Annotated in this window: 13 protein-coding genes, 2 tRNA genes and 4 pseudogenes; 7 read left to right on the top strand and 12 right to left on the bottom strand. The window is 61.6% G+C overall.

The window, feature by feature from the left end; translation table 11 throughout:
* Positions 1–27 precede the first annotated feature (27 nt).
* Together ACQVLG_RS17470 and hisC are read right to left on the bottom strand one after the other, a co-directional pair.
* Positions 28–348 (bottom strand): annotated as a pseudogene (locus ACQVLG_RS17470) (GNAT family N-acetyltransferase); the annotation flags it as partial.
* Between the two features lie 70 nt (positions 349–418).
* Positions 419–1,474, bottom strand: a complete 1,056-nt coding sequence (hisC, locus tag ACQVLG_RS17465) for a histidinol-phosphate transaminase (RefSeq protein WP_474290375.1) — start codon at positions 1,472–1,474, stop codon at positions 419–421.
* Between the two features lie 130 nt (positions 1,475–1,604).
* Between hisC and ACQVLG_RS17460 the strand changes: the two genes are divergently transcribed.
* Positions 1,605–2,330 (top strand): hypothetical protein, encoded by a 726-nt coding sequence (locus ACQVLG_RS17460; protein WP_474290374.1) that lies wholly within the window; start codon positions 1,605–1,607, stop codon positions 2,328–2,330.
* Between the two features lie 162 nt (positions 2,331–2,492).
* Here the strand turns inward: ACQVLG_RS17460 and ACQVLG_RS17455 are convergent.
* The 5 genes from ACQVLG_RS17455 to ACQVLG_RS17435 all read right to left on the bottom strand — a co-directional run bounded on the left by ACQVLG_RS17455 (position 2,493) and on the right by ACQVLG_RS17435 (position 6,221).
* Positions 2,493–2,579: transfer RNA gene (locus tag ACQVLG_RS17455), tRNA-Ser, on the bottom strand.
* Positions 2,580–2,844: 265 nt separating this feature from the next.
* Positions 2,845–2,934: transfer RNA gene (locus ACQVLG_RS17450), tRNA-Ser, on the bottom strand.
* Positions 2,935–3,011: 77 nt separating this feature from the next.
* On the bottom strand, positions 3,012–4,301 hold the full coding sequence (gene serS, locus ACQVLG_RS17445) for a serine--tRNA ligase (RefSeq protein WP_230541676.1): 1,290 nt from the start codon (positions 4,299–4,301) through the stop codon (positions 3,012–3,014).
* Positions 4,302–4,476: 175 nt separating this feature from the next.
* The gene (locus ACQVLG_RS17440) at positions 4,477–4,650 is read right to left on the bottom strand and encodes a hypothetical protein (protein WP_474290373.1); all 174 of its coding nucleotides are present in this window, start codon (positions 4,648–4,650) and stop codon (positions 4,477–4,479) included.
* Positions 4,651–4,799: 149 nt separating this feature from the next.
* The gene (locus ACQVLG_RS17435; protein ID WP_474290371.1) at positions 4,800–6,221 is read right to left on the bottom strand and encodes an aminotransferase-like domain-containing protein; all 1,422 of its coding nucleotides are present in this window, start codon (positions 6,219–6,221) and stop codon (positions 4,800–4,802) included.
* A 183-nt stretch (positions 6,222–6,404) separates the two neighbouring features.
* On the opposite strand from ACQVLG_RS17435, the gene ACQVLG_RS17430 reads away from it, so the two are divergent.
* The gene (locus ACQVLG_RS17430; RefSeq protein WP_474290369.1) at positions 6,405–6,695 is read left to right on the top strand and encodes a DUF2917 domain-containing protein; all 291 of its coding nucleotides are present in this window, start codon (positions 6,405–6,407) and stop codon (positions 6,693–6,695) included.
* A complete protein-coding gene (locus ACQVLG_RS17425) occupies positions 6,692–7,432 on the top strand; it encodes an NAD-dependent epimerase/dehydratase family protein (protein WP_474290367.1) in 741 nt (246 codons plus the stop codon). The genes ACQVLG_RS17430 and ACQVLG_RS17425 overlap by 4 nt, the downstream gene beginning before the upstream one ends.
* A gap of 1 nt (position 7,433) precedes the next feature.
* Here the strand turns inward: ACQVLG_RS17425 and ACQVLG_RS17420 are convergent, their stop codons facing one another.
* The 3 genes and pseudogenes from ACQVLG_RS17420 to ACQVLG_RS17410 all read right to left on the bottom strand — a co-directional run bounded on the left by ACQVLG_RS17420 (position 7,434) and on the right by ACQVLG_RS17410 (position 11,846).
* On the bottom strand, positions 7,434–8,753 hold the full coding sequence (locus ACQVLG_RS17420; RefSeq protein ID WP_474290366.1) for a replication-associated recombination protein A: 1,320 nt from the start codon (positions 8,751–8,753) through the stop codon (positions 7,434–7,436).
* Positions 8,754–8,826: 73 nt separating this feature from the next.
* Positions 8,827–9,483: an outer membrane lipoprotein chaperone LolA gene (gene lolA, locus ACQVLG_RS17415; protein WP_474290364.1), complete on the bottom strand. Its 657-nt coding sequence runs from the start codon at positions 9,481–9,483 to the stop codon at positions 8,827–8,829.
* A 3-nt stretch (positions 9,484–9,486) separates the two neighbouring features.
* Positions 9,487–11,846, bottom strand: a pseudogene (locus tag ACQVLG_RS17410) (DNA translocase FtsK).
* 215 nt (positions 11,847–12,061) lie between these two features.
* Here ACQVLG_RS17410 and trxB point away from each other — a divergent pair.
* The 3 genes and pseudogenes from trxB (at position 12,062) to ACQVLG_RS17395 (ending at position 14,464) form a co-directional block, all read left to right on the top strand.
* Positions 12,062–13,015, top strand: a complete 954-nt coding sequence (trxB, locus tag ACQVLG_RS17405; protein ID WP_034758671.1) for a thioredoxin-disulfide reductase — start codon at positions 12,062–12,064, stop codon at positions 13,013–13,015.
* Positions 13,016–13,022: 7 nt separating this feature from the next.
* Positions 13,023–13,697, top strand: coding sequence for a Smr/MutS family protein (locus tag ACQVLG_RS17400; protein WP_474290361.1), 675 nt, complete (start codon positions 13,023–13,025; stop codon positions 13,695–13,697).
* A 135-nt stretch (positions 13,698–13,832) separates the two neighbouring features.
* Positions 13,833–14,464 (top strand): annotated as a pseudogene (locus tag ACQVLG_RS17395) (trimeric intracellular cation channel family protein).
* A gap of 26 nt (positions 14,465–14,490) precedes the next feature.
* On the opposite strand, the gene ACQVLG_RS17390 reads toward ACQVLG_RS17395, so the two are convergent.
* Positions 14,491–14,829, bottom strand: a complete 339-nt coding sequence (locus ACQVLG_RS17390) for a P-II family nitrogen regulator (RefSeq protein ID WP_034758685.1) — start codon at positions 14,827–14,829, stop codon at positions 14,491–14,493.
* 173 nt (positions 14,830–15,002) lie between these two features.
* Positions 15,003–16,623, bottom strand: a pseudogene (locus tag ACQVLG_RS17385) (NAD+ synthase).
* Between the two features lie 92 nt (positions 16,624–16,715).
* Here ACQVLG_RS17385 and ACQVLG_RS17380 point away from each other — a divergent pair.
* A complete protein-coding gene (locus tag ACQVLG_RS17380; RefSeq protein ID WP_230541839.1) occupies positions 16,716–17,861 on the top strand; it encodes a GNAT family N-acetyltransferase in 1,146 nt (381 codons plus the stop codon).
* The last annotated feature ends 12 nt before the right edge of the window (positions 17,862–17,873 follow it).

Below are 17,873 nucleotides of genomic sequence, written 5' to 3'. Positions count from 1 at the left end.
ATACAGGTCGAACTCTTCCTCGCCATCCGCCACGAAGCCGTGACGCACATAGAAGCGGTTCGCCTCGCTGCCGCGCAAGGCGCCCACGCGCACGCTCTTGCGGGCCGCATCGGCCTCGGCAAACACGCGCGCCAGCACGGCCGCGCCCATGCCTTGCCGCTGGCATTCCGGCGCCAGGTAGAGGTGGTCGAGCAGCAAATAATCCGCTTGCGGGCGCAACACATAGAAGCCGGCCAGCGCGCCGCCGTGGCGCAACTGCCACGTGCAGGCGGGGTCGTAGGTGGCCAGGAAACGCTGGCGCGCCCGCTGCGGATCATAGCGGCCGATGCGCTCCAGGCTTTCGCGCATGGCGGCCACGCGCAGGCTGGCCAGCGCCTCGCCATCGGCGATGCTGGCAGGTACGAAGGTCAGCATGGCGTCACACCACTGCGCGCAATGCCGCCATCAGGGCCGCACATTCTGCCGGGTTGCCGATGCTGATGCGCAAATACTGGCTGATGCGCGGCGCATTGAAATGGCGCACGATCACCGATCTGGCGCGCAAGCCGGCCGCCAGTTGCGCCGCGTCATGCTGCGGATGGCGGGCAAAGACGAAGTTGGCCACGGACGGCAGCACTTCGAAGCCCAGCGCCGCCAGGTCCGCCGTCAGCTGTTCGCGGCTGGCGATGACGGCCTGGCGCGTCTGCTGGAAATACGCTTCGTCATGCAGCGAGGCCACGGCGCCGGCCAGCGCCAGCCGATCCAGCGGATACGAGTTGAAACTGTTCTTCACCCGTTCCAGCGCCTCGATAAGGTCCGCATGGCCGAAGGCGCAGCCGACGCGCAAGCCGGCCAGCGAACGCGATTTCGAGAACGTCTGCACCACCAGCAAGTTCGGATAGCGGTCGACCAGGGCCACGGCGCTCTCGCCGCCGAAATCCACATACGCTTCATCGACCACCACCACGGCGTCGGGATGGTCGCGCAGCAAGGTTTCCACGCCGGCCAGCGGCAAGTCCACGCCCGTGGGCGCGTTGGGATTCGGGAAGATGATGGCGCCGCACGGCCCCTGGTAGTCTTCGGGGCGGATGCGCATGGTGTCGTCGAGCGCGACCGTGCGGTAATCGATGCCGTACAGCTTGCAATACACGGGATAGAAGCTGTAGCTGATGTCCGGGAACAGCAAGGGCGCATCGTGCTTGAGCAAGGCCATGAAGGCCAGCGCCAGCACTTCGTCGGAACCGTTGCCGACGAACACTTGCTCGCTGTTGAGGCCGTGGTAGGCGGCCAGGGTTTGCTTCAGTTCGCTGGCCGTGGGATCGGGGTAGAGGCGCAGGCTGTCGTTGGCCGCTTCGCGCAGGGTGGCCAGCACCTGCGGCGACGGGCCGTAGGGGTTTTCGTTGGTGTTGAGTTTCACCAGGTCGGGCAGTTTCGGCTGCTCGCCGGGGACGTAGGGGGTCAGCTCGCTGACGATGTTGCTCCAGAATCGGCTCATTGCTTTTATTGGTGGGGTCGGGATGGGAGGGGGTAGATTAACATAGGCTGAGCGGGGTCAAGGTGGGGTGCATCGGCAAGGGGTAGCGTGGACAGCAGCGGCATCGGCCCCAGACTGTAGAGGACGTGGCATGAACAGCATGCACAAGCTGAGCGATACGCGGGTGCGGCATGACGCGCTCACGCAACAGGCGCGCCAGCGCAAGATCGATGCGTGGCTGCAGGTCGCAGCCAGTCTCAGCGAGCAGATCACCGTCGAATTGCAGACTGCCACGGAGCAGCTACAGGGCGAAGGAATGGCCGACTTGCAGCGCGTGACGGCACTGGCACAACGCCTGGCAAACAATAGCAAAGCCATGCGCGATACCCTCGGGACACTGTTTGACAGCGGTGAAAAAATCGAGGAGCATGCAGTGACAAGCACGGAGGATTGCGCCATGGACGAGCAAGTCAACACACTGGGAAAAGACATGGCCGGCGTGAAACTGGACGTTGCTGATTTGAAGGTTGATGTGGCTGGCATCAAGGTGGATGTGGCTGGTCTGAAAACGGATGTGGCGGACCTGAAAACGGATGTGGCTGGCCTCAAAGTGGATGTGGCAGACCTGAAAACGGATGTCGCTGGTCTCAAGGTGGATGTGACAGACCTTAAAGTGGATGTCGCCGGCCTGAAAACGGATGTCACTGTCCTCAAGACGGATGTCAGCAGCTTGAAACTGGACTTGGCGGTGGTGCGCTCCAATTACGCGACCAGGTCCGATGTGGCTGAGGCGAAGTCGACTGTCATCCTGTCTTGCGTGGGGACGATGATTGCGCTGTCGAGTGTGGCGTTTGCGGTGGCGCGGCTGGTGCACTAGCTTGAGTTCGTGGCGGCGCTGGCAATTAGAGCTTGAATGGAGGAAAAAACGCCTTGCGCTGCGCGCTTTGGGCGGTTTTTCTACCTGCGTTGATGTGTCGCAAGCTTTTTGGCGTTCCCAATAAAAAAAGCTCCCTTGCGGGAGCTTTTATTATTTATTCTGGGGAGAGGGTGGGATTCGAACCCACGGTACGATTTAACGTACGCTTGATTTCGAGTCAAGTACATTCGACCACTCTGCCACCTCTCCGTTTACTGCGGTCTATTCATTCAAACTGGCATGCCTGTTTGAACGAGGCGCTATTTTAGCATGGGCATTGTTCAGTTGGGTAGGGGTTTTATTGGTGATTTGCAACTGAGGGCTGGCAAACCAAAACCTATCTGGACGATTCGGGGAGCCTCGCGCGAATACGCGCTCGTCTTCGAATCCCACGCGTACGCCCCGCAGGGGGCGTACTCCTTTCCGCCGCCACAAATAAAAAAAGCTCCCTTGCGGGAGCTTTCTCTATTTGTTCTGGCGGAGAGGGTGGGATTCGAACCCACGGTACGATTTAACGTACGCTTGATTTCGAGTCAAGTACATTCGACCACTCTGCCACCTCTCCATTTGCTGCGGTCTTTTCCCGCATTGCTGCGAGAAGGCAAGATTATAGCAGCCCGCGACAAAAAGAAAAGGACTATTTTAAGCCTTCAGATGCGTCAGGCCGCCCATGTACGGGCGCAGCACTGGCGGGATCTCGACGCTGCCGTCTGCCTGCTGGTAGTTTTCCAGCACCGCTACCAGGGTGCGGCCCACTGCCAGGCCGGAGCCGTTCAGGGTGTGCGCCAGTTCCGGCTTGCCGGCGGCGTTGCGGAAGCGCGCCTGCATGCGGCGGGCCTGGAAGGCTTCGCAGTTCGACAGGGACGAAATTTCGCGGTAGGTGTTTTGCGCCGGCAGCCACACTTCCAGGTCGAAGGTCTTGGTGGCGCCGAAACCCATGTCGCCCGTGCACAGCGACATTACGCGGTATGGCAGGCCCAGGCGTTGCAAGATGGCTTCCGCATGGCCGACCATTTCATCGAGCACCTGGTACGAGGTGTCCGGGTGCACCACTTGCACCATTTCCACCTTGTCGAACTGGTGCTGGCGGATCATGCCGCGCGTGTCGCGGCCGTAGCTGCCCGCTTCCGAACGGAAGCATGGCGTGTGGGCCGTCATTTTCAGGGGCAGTTGATCGAGCGCCAGGATTTCATCGCGCGCGATATTGGTCAGCGACACTTCCGACGTCGGGATCAGGTAGAAGGTCTCGCCCTCGCCTTCCGCGCCGCCTTTTTTCACCGAGAACAGGTCGGCTTCGAATTTCGGCAGCTGGCCCGTGCCGCGCAGGGAATCGGCGTTGACCATGTACGGCGTATAGCATTCCGTGTAGCCATGCTCGTCCACATGCGTGTTGAGCATGAATTGCGCCAGTGCGCGGTGCAGGCGGGCGATGCCGCCCTTCATGACGGAGAAGCGCGAACCGGTCAGCTTGGTGGCCACTTCGAAATCGAGGCCCAGCGGGCCGCCCACGTCGACGTGATCCTTGACTTCAAAGTCAAAAGTGCGTGGCGTGCCGACCTTGCGCACTTCCACGTTGCCCGACTCGTCCGTGCCCAGGGGCGACGATTCATGCGGCAAGTTCGGCACGGCCATGATGAAATCGCTCAGCTTGGCTTGCACTACGCTCAGGGCCGCTTCATCGGCTTTCAATTCATCGCCCAGGCCGGCCACTTGCGCCATCACGGCCGAGGTGTCTTCCCCCTTGCCTTTCAACATGCCGATTTGCTTGGACAGCGCATTGCGCTTGCCCTGCAGTTCCTCGGTGCGCGTCTGGATCGCCTTGCGTTCGGCTTCGAGGGCGGTAAAACCTGCCACGTCGAGCTGGAATTTGCGCGTCGCCAGGCGTTCTGCGACGGTGGCGATGTCTTTACGGAGAAGTTGGATATCTATCATGGGTGGATGGCGGTGCCGATGTATCGAAAGCACTCATTGTACCAAGACCCAGTTCACTTCGATGAGTTTTGCGCAAGGTCAACCATCGTCATGGCAGCCTGGCCGGGCACTCGCGCCCGCTTTACATTTTCTGCATAGCTTATTGCTTAAATGAAGGCGGCTTTTTCGGCAGCGGTCAGGCGGCGGGCGTGACGGTCACGACAGGCATCGTGCTGTCGGCGGCCTTGGCAATCAGGGTCGACGTGGCGCTCACTTCCACCGTGTGTGCGCCTGCGGAGGCGAAGCTGGCGCCGATGGCGATGATGGCGGCGGCGACAAAGGTGATTTCCATGTTTTTCAGTGCGTTCATGATGTGACTCCTGGTTGGTTTGTTTGGTTGACTGCTGCTGGTATGGTGGTACTTTAGCCAACGGCGGCAAACAAGGCCACCGGCTTGCGACCAGCGGCGAAAAACAGGGAGCGAACGGTGAAAATGCGGGACTGAAACGCAAAGAATAGTTACAAGGCCTCATGCACCAGGCGGCCCAAGCGGCCGATGGCCTGCTCGATGCGCGGCGTCCAGGCATTGCCGCAATTGAGGCGCAGGTAATTGCCGAACTTGCCCGAGGCCGAGAACAGCTGGCCCGGCATATACGCCACGCCGCCGGCGATGGCGTGGCCGTGCAGGGCCAGCGCATCGACTTGCGGCGGCATCTGCACCCACAGCACGAAACCGCCCTGCGGCTCGGACAGCATGCAGTCCGCCGGAAAGCTGGCCGCCACGGCGTCGGACATGCGGGCGATGCGCTGCACCAGGGTGCGCCGCATCTTGCGCAGCTGCTGGTCATAGCTGCTGCCTTCCAAAAAATCGGCCAGCACGGCCTGGAAGAAATGGCTGGTGGCGCCGCTCGACACGGTTTTCAGCAGGGCCACTTCCTGCGCGAAACGCCCGGCCAGCACGTAACCGACGCGCGACGCAGGCGTGATGGCCTTGGAAAACGAGGAGCACAGCAGCACATTGCCGCTCGTATCGTAAGCCTTCACGGGCCACGGGCGCTGCGGTGCAAAGCACAGGTCGCCATATACATCGTCTTCCACCAACGGAATATTAAATTCCGACAGCAAGCCCGCCAAACGCTTCTTGTTGGTCTCCGGCATGACACAGCCCAAAGGATTATTCGCGTTCGGCACGAACAGGCACGCTTGCACGAGGCCGGCGCGCAGGGCCAGCTCCAGCGCATCGAGCGACGGCCCCGTCTTCGGGTCGGTGGGGATTTCCAGCGCCTTCATGCCCAGGCTTTCGATCATCTGCAGCAGCACGAAATACGTGGCCGACTCGATGGCGATGGTGTCGCCCGGCCTGGCGACGGCGCGCAGGCACAGGCTGATCGCTTCCGTGCAGGAATTCGTCACGACGATCTCGTGCGGGTCCAGCTTGCCCCAATCCAGCGCGCGGCGCGTGACCTGGCGCAGGAAGTTGCTTTCGCTGACGTCGTAGCAGCTGACCTTGCTCAACAAAGCCGGTTCGCGCCGCGCCACCGCGCTGATGGTGCGCTGCATGCGCTTGATGGGCAAAATCTCGTCGGGCGGCCAGGCCGTGCCCAGCTGCACGATATCGGGCGCCTCGTTTTCCTTCAGCACGCGCATCAACAGATTATTGATGCCGACAAAGGCCGGCTCCTTCAAGTGCTGGGCGTCGGCGCTGCAGGGCCGGCGCGGCGCCCGGTGGCGCACGAAATAGCCGGACTGGGGCCGCGCATCAACCTGCCCCCGGTCTTCCATCAGGCGCAAGGCTTGCATCACGGTGCTGACGGAAATGCGCTTTTGCTGCGCCAGGTGGCGGATCGACGGCAAGCGGTCGCCAGGCGCGAACACGCGCGCGTCGATCAAGGCGCCCAGCTCGTTGGCCAGGTGCTCGTACAGATTCAAATGCGCGCTCATGTTCATCCCTTCAGTATGCGGCTGCCGCGCGCGGCACGCACAGATACAGTTGCCCGTTTTTTTGACAAGCACAGTGTACGATGAAGCGCACTGTATGCATGACAATTTCGTTTTCCTGCATCTGTCATGGTTCACCGCAAGCGCCTAAGCTGTTCCTGTCAGCACACCAACAGGAGCGATGCCATGCATACCGACCACGAATTACGCAGCGAACGGCCTTTGCGTCTGGAAAAAGCGCACGCCAGGGTCATCGAATGCCTGTCCGGCACGGCCTGGATCACGGCCTACGCCCAGTTCGAGGATTGCGTGCTGCACAGCGGCGAACGCTACACGATCCCGAATGACGGCCTGGTGCTGGTCGAAGCCGTCGGTAGCGGACGCATCCGCGTGCATGGGACGGCCGCACCGCGCACCGCCCTGCTGCGCTGGCTGAACCTGGCACTGCCTCACACCTTGAATATTAGGAATACATGACTCAAGCACCACCACTGCGCGTCCTCGTCACGGGCGCCGCCGGCGTTATCGGCACCGTTTTCTGGAAGAGCCGGCACGGGGAATTCTCCCTGCGCCTGGCCGACCTGCACACAGGCAAGCTGGCCGAAGCGCCCTGCCCGTCCATGCAGCTCGACGTCAGCGATTACGCCGCCTGCCTGGCCGCCTGCACCGATATCGACGTGGTGCTGCACCTGGCCGGCGTGCCGCACGCCAGCGCCGATTTCGATACGCAATTGCTGCAGCCGAATATCGTCGGCACGCACAACATCTTCCGCGCGGCACAGGCGCAGGGGGTGAAAAGAGTGGTATTCGCCAGCAGCGCGCAAGCCATCGAAGGCTATCCGCTGGACGCGCAAGTGCACGAAAGCATGCCAGCGCGCCCGGCCAACATGTATGGCGCCAGCAAAGCCTTCGGCGAAGGCGTGGCCTCGGCCTTCGCGCACCAGCATCGCATGACGACGATCGCCGTGCGCATCGCCAACGTGGCCCGGTTTGCGCCAGGCCAGCAGCACAGCGCACGCGACATCGCCGCCTTCATCAGCGAACGCGACGTGGTGCAATTGCTGGCCCGCTGCATCGCGGCGGACGTGCCGGCCGGCTACCACGTCGCGCATGGCGTGTCGGACAACCGTTATAAACGGCTATCCATCGACGCGACGCGCCGGCTGGTCGGCTACGCGCCGCAGGACGACGGTTTTAGCTTGCTGGGACTGTAATTCAGCCCTTGCCGGCCGGTTTTCCTGCTTTCCTGTCCAGCTCGCGCAGCCACGCCAGCTTGTCGGCGATTTTACTTTCCAGGCCGCGCGGCACGGGCTGGTACCAGCCCGGTTCGGCCATGCCATCCGGAAAATACGTTTCGCCGGCCGCGTAGGCATCGGGCTCGTCATGCGCATAGCGGTAGGCATGGCCATAGCCGAGTTCCTTCATCAGCTTCGTCGGCGCATTGCGCAAGTGCACCGGCACTTCCTTCGACTTGTCTTTCTTGACGAAGGCCATGGCGGTATTAAAAGCGTTGTAGCCGGCATTGCTCTTTGCCGCAATCGCCAGGTAGATCACGGCCTGGCCCAGGGCCAGCTCGCCTTCGGGCGAACCGAGGCGCTCGTACGTTTCCGCCGCATCATTGACCATCGTCAAGGCGCGGGGGTCGGCCAGGCCGATGTCTTCCCAGGCCATGCGCACGATGCGCCGCGACAGGTAGCGCGGGTCGGCGCCGCCGTCGATCATGCGGCAAAACCAGTACAGGGCGGCGTCCGGGTTGGAACCGCGCACGGACTTGTGCAGCGCGGAAATCTGGTCATAGAAATTATCGCCGCCCTTGTCGAAGCGGCGCGAATTTAATGTGAGCGCATTGTCGACGAAGGCCGCGTCGATGGCCGTCGTGCCCGTCGAGCTGGCGGCCGTCTCGGCCTGCTCCAGCAAGTTCAGGAAGCGGCGCGCGTCGCCATCCGCATAGCCGATCAGGGTGTCGGCGGCGGCCTCGTCAAAGGTCAGGTGCGTCAAGGCCGTGGACTGCGCCTTGGCCAGCAACTGCTTCATCTCGTCTTCGTTGAGCGATTTCAATACATACACTTGCGCGCGCGACAGCAGCGCCGAGTTCACTTCGAAGCTGGGGTTTTCCGTCGTGGCGCCAATGAACGTCACCAGGCCCGATTCGACGAAGGGCAGCAAGGCGTCCTGTTGCGATTTATTAAACCGGTGGATCTCGTCGACGAACAGCAAGGTGTGCTTGCCGAACTGGTCCAGGCTGTTGCGCGCCTGGTCCATGGCTGCGCGGATATCTTTCACCCCTGCAAACACGGCCGACAGGGCGATGAATTCGCTGTCGAACGCGTTCGCCATCAGACGCGCCAGGGTGGTCTTGCCCACGCCGGGCGGCCCCCATAAAATCATCGAATGTGCCTTGCCCGCCTCGAAGGCCAGGCGCAGCGGCTTGCCTACGCCCAGCAGATGCGTCTGACCAATGACTTCGTTGAGGGTAGCAGGCCGCAAGGCTTCGGCCAGCGGCTGGCGCGGTGCGGTGGAAAAAAGATCCGCCATAATGAGTTACCTAACAAGAATGCAAAAGCCCCGCATTGCTGCGAGGCCGGCTCATACGCAAGGCGCGACAGTCTTAATTATTAATGACGTCGGCGCCCTTGGGCATGACAAATTTAAAGTGATTGGCAGATAAGGCCGGGTTTTTCTGGAAATTCTTGAACGCCAGCACCGAGGTCTGCCCGAACGAGTCGCGCAATTCCATCGCTTCCGGCACGCCGTTGCGCAGGCCGATGGTGATTTCATCGAACGTCGTGTCCTTGGCTTTCGGCGTGGCTTTCAGCCATTCCAGGCCATCGCGCGTGCCTGCTTCTGCCAGGGTGAAATTCTTTTCCAGGTCGTTGCTGCCGAACAAGATGGCGGCCGGCGAGGAACCGAGCGCGTCGCCCAGTTTCTTGACCGTCACCTGGCTCAAGTCCTTGTCGTAGATATACAGCTTGTCGCCGTCCGCTTGCAGCAGCTGCTCGTACGGTTTCAGATAGGTCCAGATGAACTTGCCGGGACGGGCAAACTCGAACGTGCCGCTGGCTGGCGTGGAAACTTTGGCCTTGCCGCTGGCGTCCGCCTTCTTGACCTGGCGCTGCACGAACTCGCCCTTGGCCGACTTGGTGCTGGCCGCAAAGCTCTTGAATTGCTCGAGGGCACTGGCCGAGGCGCTGGCCGCGAACAGCAGGCTGCAGGCAACGCTGGCCGCGCCGATGATCATTTTTGCTGCGAAAGTATTGCTTTTCATTTATTACCCTTGTTCGGCACTGGCCGCCGGCACCAGGATTTCCCGGTTGCCATTGGATTGCATGGTTGACACTACCCCGCTCTGCTCCATCTGCTCGAGCAGGCGGGCGGCGCGGTTGTAGCCGATGCGCAAATGACGCTGCACCAGCGAAATCGAGGCGCGGCGGTTTTTCAGCACCACCGCCACCGCCTGGTCGTACAGGGCATCGGCCTCGCCGCCGCCCTCGCCCGGCGCGCCGCCTTCGGCGCCATCGCCTTCCAGGGTGCCGCCTTCGAGGATGCCCTCGATGTAATTCGGTTCGCCCTGCAGCTTCAGATGGCTGACGACGCGGTGGACTTCTTCATCCGACACAAACGCGCCGTGCACGCGCATCGGCAAGCCGGTGCCGGGCGGCATGTACAGCATGTCGCCCATGCCCAGCAGGGTTTCCGCGCCCATCTGGTCGAGAATGGTGCGCGAGTCGATCTTCGACGAGACCTGGAAGGCGATACGCGTCGGGATGTTGGCTTTAATCAAGCCCGTGATCACGTCTACAGATGGGCGCTGCGTGGCCAGAATCAAGTGCAGCCCGGCGGCGCGGGCCTTTTGCGCGATACGCGCGATCAATTCCTCGACTTTTTTACCCACCACCATCATCAGGTCAGCCAGCTCGTCGATGATAATGACGATGGTCGGCAGTTTTTCCAGCGGCTCGGGCGAGTCCGGCGTCAGGCTGAACGGATTCGGGATGTGTTCTTCGCGCTTTTTCGCGTCGGCAATCTTCGCGTTGTAGCCGGCCAGGTTACGCACGCCCATCTTGCTCATCAGCTTGTAGCGGCGTTCCATCTCGTTCACGGCCCAGTTCAGCGCGTGACCCGCCTGGCGCATGTCGGTGACGACGGGCGCCAGCAAGTGCGGAATGCCTTCATAGACGGACATTTCCAGCATCTTCGGATCGATCAGGATCAATCGCACGTCGAGCGGGTCGGACTTGTACAGCAGCGACAAAATCGTCGCATTGATGCCACGGATTTACCGGAACCGGTCGTGCCGGCCACCAGCAAGTGGGGCATCTTGGCCAGGTCGGCCACGACGGGCTTGCCGGCGATATCTTTGCCCAGCGCAATCGTCAGGCTGGACACGCCATCGTTGTAGACCTTGGAGCCGAGGATTTCCGTCAGGCGCACGATCTGGCGCTTGGTATTCGGCAATTCCAGCGCCATGTAGTTCTTGCCGGGAATGGTTTCCACGACGCGGATCGAGGTGAGCGACAGCGAACGGGCCAGGTCGCGCGCCAGGCCCACGATCTGGCTGCCCTTCACGCCCGTGGCCGGCTCGATTTCATAGCGCGTCACGACAGGGCCGGGGTAAGCGGCCACTACCTTGGCATCCACGCCAAAGTCCGACAATTTCTTTTCGATCAGGCGGCTCGTAAACTCCAGGGTTTCCACGGATACCGTTTCCACCACGGGCGGCGCTTCATCGAGCAAGGACAGCGGCGGCAGCTTGCCATCGCCCAGGTTCTCGAACAGATGCGCCTGGCGTTCCTTTTCCACGCGCTCCGATTTCACCACGGTCACCACCTGCGGCTCGATCTTGACGGGTGGCGCGGCCACGTGCTTTTCCACGTGCTTGGCCCGTTCGATGACCACCACTTCGTCGCGGCGCACGGCAGCCACTTCGCCCTGGCGGCGGTCTTCGCGGTCCTGGTAGCGCAGCACGAACCAATTAAACGCATCTTCGATAGCGCCGCCGATGCGTTCGGCCACTTGCAACCAAGAAACGTGGAAGAACAGGCTGAAACCGAGGCCGAACAGCAGCAACAGTAATAAAGTGGCGCCCGTGAAGCCGAAAGCCACATGGGCCGAATGTCCCACCAGCTGGCCCAGCACGCCACCCGGGTCGCGCGGCAGCTGCACGTGCAGGCTTTTCGCCATGCGCAGGTATTCGAGACCCATGCTGCCGATCAGCATGATGGAAAAGCCGACGATGCGGATCAGCATCTCGACATGGTGCTCGCGCTCCACGTCCTCTTCTTCCAGCAGGAAGCGCTTACTCAGGCGGCGATAGCCATTCCACACGGTGCGCAGCAGCCACACGCACCACCACCAGGCGGAAAAACCGAAGATATACAGCAGCAGATCGGAGAAGGTCGCACCGAGCTTGCCGCCCAGGTTGGCCACCTTGTCGACGGAAGTGGCGTGCGACCAGCCCGGGTCGAGCTTGTTGAAGCTGGCCAGTATCAGCACGAAATACAGGGCAAACGCGGCCAGCGCGAACCAGCGCGCCTCGGACAGCAGCCGCACCAGCCGGTTGGGCAGGGGCCGGCGTTCGACCGGTTTTCGGGTGTAGCTATTTTGATTGGCCTGGGCTGGTTTAGTCATTCTGGGAAGCGCTGCAAGGTGAAAAATGTTTCTGAAAGGGAATTTCCCATAATAAGGAAGTATTCTAAGCCATATATGCCCCGGACGGCCCCACGATTCGTCGCTACAGGCGGCTTGGTCTATAATCGAGGATTGCTTGCGCAAGCGCAATACGGCCTTGTTCTTCGCGCGTATGCCCCCAATTCGGATAGACCCCACTCATAGAGAAGCTTCCCATGACCACTACCAAACACGCCCGCGTTTTGATCCTCGGCTCCGGCCCAGCCGGCTACAGCGCCGCCGTCTACGCCGCCCGCGCCAACCTGAACCCGATGCTGGTCACCGGCGTGGAACAAGGCGGCCAGCTGATGACCACCACCGACGTGGAAAACTGGCCCGGCGACCCCATGGGCGTGCAAGGCCCGGACCTGATGCAGCGCTTGCTGCAGCACGCCGAGCGTTTCAATACGGAAATCGTGTTTGACCACATCCACACCACCTTCCTCAATGAAAAGCCGATCCGCCTGAAGGGCGACAGCCACGAATACACGTGCGACACGCTGATCATCGCCACCGGCGCATCCGCGCAATACCTGGGCTTGCCGTCGGAAGCGGAATTCATGGGCAAGGGCGTCTCCGCCTGCGCCACCTGCGATGGCTTCTTCTACCGCAACCAGGAAGTGGCAGTCGTCGGCGGCGGCAATACGGCCGTCGAAGAAGCACTGTACCTGTCGAACATCGCCAATAAAGTCACGCTGATCCACCGCCGCGACAAGTTCCGCGCGGAAGCGATCTTGATCGACCGCCTGAATGCCAAGGTTGCCGAAGGCAAGATCGTGTTGAAATATAACCACACTCTGGATGAAGTGACGGGCAACGAAGGCGGCGTGACGGGCCTGAACATCAAGTCGACCATCGACGGCAAGGTCGAAGCATTGAGCGTGCACGGCGTGTTCATCGCCATCGGCCACAAGCCGAACACGGGCATCTTCGAAGGCCAGCTGGACATGCACAACGGCTACATCAAGACGAAAACCGGCCTGGAAGGCATGGCCACCGCCACCAGCGCGCCGGGCGTGTTTGCCGCCGGCGACGTGCAAGACCATATCTACCGCCAGGCCATCACCAGCGCCGGCACGGGTTGCATGGCAGCACTGGACGCCCAGCGCTACCTGGAAGGCCAGGAGTAAGCGTCGCATGGCGTCGATGAAAGACTTTGCCGACCTGAAAGCGGTCAGCAAGCAGCTCAAGGAGCAGGCCGACGCGCGCGCGCAAGCTGAAGCGGAACGCGCCAAGCAGGTCAAGGTGCAGGCCGTGGAAAGCAATCTGTTCAAGGCCAGCATCGGCGGCGTCAAGCGCCTGCCCGAGTCGGACCGCTACGTGCCCAGCCTGCCCAAGGCGGGCGCGGCCAGCGTCCAGCAGCCGGCGCGAAAATTGTCTCCGGAAGAGGACGATGCGGCCGTGCTGCGCGAATCGCTGTCGGACTTGTTCGAAGTCGACCATTATCTGGAAAACGATCCGGCCCTGAACTACGCCCGCCCCGGCGTGGGGCCGGACGTGGTCAAGAAGATGCGCAAGGGCCACTGGCCCATCCAGGATGAGCTGGACTTGCACGGCTTGCGCCGCGACGACGCGCGCGACGGCATCGGCGCCTTCCTGAACCAGGCGACGCGGCGCAAGCTGCGCTGCGTGCGCGTGATCCACGGCAAGGGTTTCGGCTCGAAAGGTCAGGAACCGGTGTTGAAATCGATGGTGCACAGCTGGCTCGTGCAAAAGGATGAAGTCGTCGCCTTTTGCCAGGCGCGCCGCTCGGAAGGGGGCGATGGCGCCCTCGTCGTGCTGCTCTCGGCAGCGCTGCAGCCCATCCGCTAGCCCTAGCAGCAAGAAATTACAATTCAGTAACAAGTTACACCCCGCACACGGCCCCGTTTGTCACCATTCGGGGCCGTGTCATGTTAACCTGTGACAATTATTTCCTGCTTAGCGTCTCGTGCACGCGCTCCACCCATGATGCCACCCCAACTGCCGCCTGGCTCGCTGATCAAGATCATTGAGGTCATCGCCATCCTGGTGGGCGCGTTTTCCGGCTTCATCGAAGCGCGCCGCAAGCGCATGGACCTGGTCGGCGTATTCGTCGTGGCCTTCATCACGGCATTCGGCGGGGGGGGACCTTGCGCGACATCCTGCTCGACAAGCGCCCTTTGTTCTGGGTTTCGCACCAGGAATACGCGATTCTGATCTTCGTGCTGGCCCTGACGGCCGCGCCCCTGATCCAGCATTTGCGCCAGATCGTCTCGGAACGCCTGATCGTCATCGCCGACGCCATCGGCCTGGGCATGTTCGCCATCGCCGGCGTGGCCGAAGCCATGCGCGCCGGCATGCCGATCTTTATTGCCTCGATGATGGGGGTGATTACGGGGATTTTCGGCGGCGTGATGCGCGACATCGTCTGCAACGAAGTGCCGATGGTGTTTCGTGACGGAAAACCCTACGCCATCTGCGCGTTTTTCGGCTGCTGGGCTTATTTATTGCAGATGCACTTCGGCGCCGAGCACGACTTCGCGCTGTGGACCAGCGCCAGCGGCATCACGATATTGCGCCTGATCTGCTGGAAATTCGACATGCGCCTGGGACGCTGAAGGTCAGCAGCCCAGGCTGAAAAAACTTACACTGCGTCAGGACCGGTCTCGCCGGTGCGGATGCGGATGACTTGCTCCACGTCGCGCACGAAGATCTTGCCGTCGCCGATCTTGCCCGTGCGGGCTGCCTTGATGATGGCGTCGACCACCAGTTCCGACACGCTGTCATCCACCACCACTTCGACTTTGACTTTCGGCAAGAAGTCGACCACGTACTCGGCGCCACGGTACAGCTCGGTATGGCCCTTCTGACGGCCAAAGCCCTTCACTTCCGTCACGGTCAAGCCCGTCACGTTCACATCGGCCAGGGCCTCGCGCACTTCGTCGAGCTTGAATGGTTTGATGATGGCGGTAATCTGTTTCATGGCTTTCTCCTTATTGATAATCGTCAGTTCTTCATTAGCTGGCTTAACGGGACCCCGCAAAACCGTAGCGAGCAAGGTCAATACCGGGTTGAGTAGCGGAGCCGTACTTTAGTACGGTGAGCAACGGATGCCCGGTAGTGAGCTGCGCAGTAGGTTTGGCGGGGTTCCCCACGTTATTCGTAAAACTTCGACGTAATGGGATAGCGCCAGTCGCGGCCAAAGCCACGGTGCGTGACGCGGATGCCCACCGGCGACTGGCGACGCTTGTATTCATTGATCTTGATCAGGCGCGTGATTTTCGCCACGTCGGCCGGCGGGTAGCCAGCCTCGATAATGTCGGCGATCGGCCGGTTTTCTTCCATGTACATCTGCATGATGCCGTCGAGTATTTCATACGGCGGCAAGGAATCCTGGTCCAGCTGGTCGGCGCGCAGCTCGGCCGACGGTCCGCGCGTCAAAATACGCTCGGGAATCACGCTTGTGATGCTGTTGCGGTATGCACACAGACGGTACACGAGCGTCTTGGCGATATCCTTGATCACGGCAAAGCCGCCCGCCATGTCGCCGTACAGCGTGCAATAGCCGACCGCCATCTCGCTCTTGTTGCCCGTCGTCAACACAATGCTGCCATGCTTGTTCGACAAGGCCATCAGCAAAGTGCCGCGGATGCGCGCCTGGATGTTTTCTTCCGTCGCGTCTTCCGCCAGTCCCGCGAACTCCTCGGCCAGGGTGGCGCGGAAGGCGTCGAAAGTTTGCTTGATCGGAATTTCATCGTAGCGCACATTCAGACGTTTTACCATGTCGCGCGAGTCGATCCACGAGATATCGGCCGTAAATTGCGACGGCATCATGACGGCGCGCACCTTGTCGGCGCCCAGCGCATCGACGGCGATGGCCAGGGTCAGCGCGGAATCGACGCCGCCCGACATGCCGATCAGCACGCCAGGGAAGCCGTTCTTGCCGATATAGTCGCGCACGCCCAGCACCAGCGCCTGGTACACCTGCGCCTCGGTGGTCAGCGGCGTGGCCAGCGGCTGCGGCACGGGCGTGGCACCGTCGAACTCGACCAGTTGCAGATCTTCCTCGAAATGGCGCAGCTGGGCGCAAATCGTGCCGGCCGCATCCATGACAAACGAGTCGCCATCGAAAATCAGCTCGTCCTCCCTGGCCGCCGACCAGGTTGGCGTACACGAGGGCCATGCCTTGCGCGCTGACGTTCTTGCGCATGGTTTCATAGCGCAAATGCTGCTTGTTCATGTGATAAGGCGAGCCGTTCGGCACCAGCAGCACTTGCGCGCCGGCCGCGCGGGCGCGCATCGGCGCGTGCTCGAACCACGTGTCTTCGCAGATATTGATGCCGAAGCGCACGCCCTTCACGCCAAACACGAAAGCCTGGTCCGACGACGTAAAGTAGCGTTTTTCATCGAACACGGTGGTATTCGGCAAGTCGTGCTTGCGGTAGGTGCCCAGCACTTCGCCATTGACCAGCACGGAAGCGGCATTGTGGCGCACGCCCTTCTCGTCCTGCAGCGGCAAGCCCACCACCACGTGCATATCCTTGAACTGGGCCAGGTCGCGGGCCAGCGCCGCAAACGCTTCCTGCGTTTTTGCGTAGAATGCATTGCGCAGCAACAGGTCCTCGGGTGGATAGCCAACCAGCGACAGTTCCGGCGTGAGCACGATATCGGCGCCCGCCTCGAACGCGCGGCGGGAAAGGTCGAAGATCTTGGCACGGTTGCCGGCCAGATCGCCGACCGTACTATTCATTTGAGCAATTGCGACTTTGACTGTCATGATGATGATGGATATTTTTCGTTCTATTAAACAAGACAGGGGCGCGCAGGCCGACGGCGGCGCCCCGAGAGTGATGAATGCACACTACAACAATGAATTATCGCACGGCTATCGTCACTACCCTGGCTGAAATTGGCGAAGCGGCCTGGTCAGAACTGCTGGCGCGCCAGGCGGACGCCAAGGCGGAGGCCACTCCCTTCCTCTCCTATGCCTTTTTGCATGCGCTGCACGAGTCCGGCTGCGCCAGCGCGGACACGGGCTGGCAACCGAATTACCTGGCGCTGTGGCAAGGAGACACGCTGGCCGCCGCCCTGCCCCTGTACCTCAAAACGCACTCGTACGGCGAATACGTGTTCGACTGGGCCTGGGCCGATGCCTATCAGCAACATGGCCTCGAATATTACCCGAAACTATTGTCCGCTATTCCCTTTACGCCCGTCAGCGGCACGCGCCTGCTGGCCCGCGATGGCGAAGCGCGCGCCGCCCTGCTGGCCTTCCTGCAGGCCCAGCAGCAGGCCAGCGAGGTGTCGTCCTGCCACATCCTGTTCCCTCCGGAAAGCGAGGCACGCCAGTTGGCCGAGGCCGGCTACCTGCTGCGCAGCGGCGTGCAGTTTCACTGGCTCAATCCCGGCTACGCGGATTTCGAGCAATTTCTTGCCACCCTGGAGCACAAGAAACGCAAGAATATCCGTGCCGAGCGGCGCAAGGTGCGGGAAGCGGGCGTGACCATGCGCCAGGTGCGCGGCATGGACGCCACGGACGCGGACTGGAAACTGTTCCACCGCTGCTACAGCAATACCTATGCGGAACACCGCTCCTCGCCCTATCTGTCGCTGGACTTCTTCCGGCGCATAGGCGCGGCCATGCCGCAGAATATTTTATTGGTGATCGCCGAGCGCGAAGGCCGGGCCATTGCCGCCTCGCTGGTGATCCACACGGCCGACACACTGTATGGCCGCTACTGGGGCGCGCTCGAGCACGTACCGTGCCTGCATTTCGAGACGGCGTATTACCAGCCGCTGGAATTTTGCATCGCCAACGGCATCGCCACTTTCGAGGGCGGCGCCCAGGGCGAGCACAAGATGGCGCGCGGCTTCCTGCCGCAAAAGACCTGGTCCGCCCACTGGCTGGCGCACCCGGCCTTTGCCGACGCCGTGCAGCGCTTCCTCGAACGGGAACGGGGCGGCATCGATGCCTATCTCGATGAATTGAACGAGCACAGCCCGTTTCGCGCATAAAAAAACGCTCCC

This window comes from Janthinobacterium sp. TPC_1, assembly GCF_056037845.1.
Note: the sequence above shows the minus strand (reverse complement) of the source record. Positions and strands in the feature narration are given on the sequence as shown.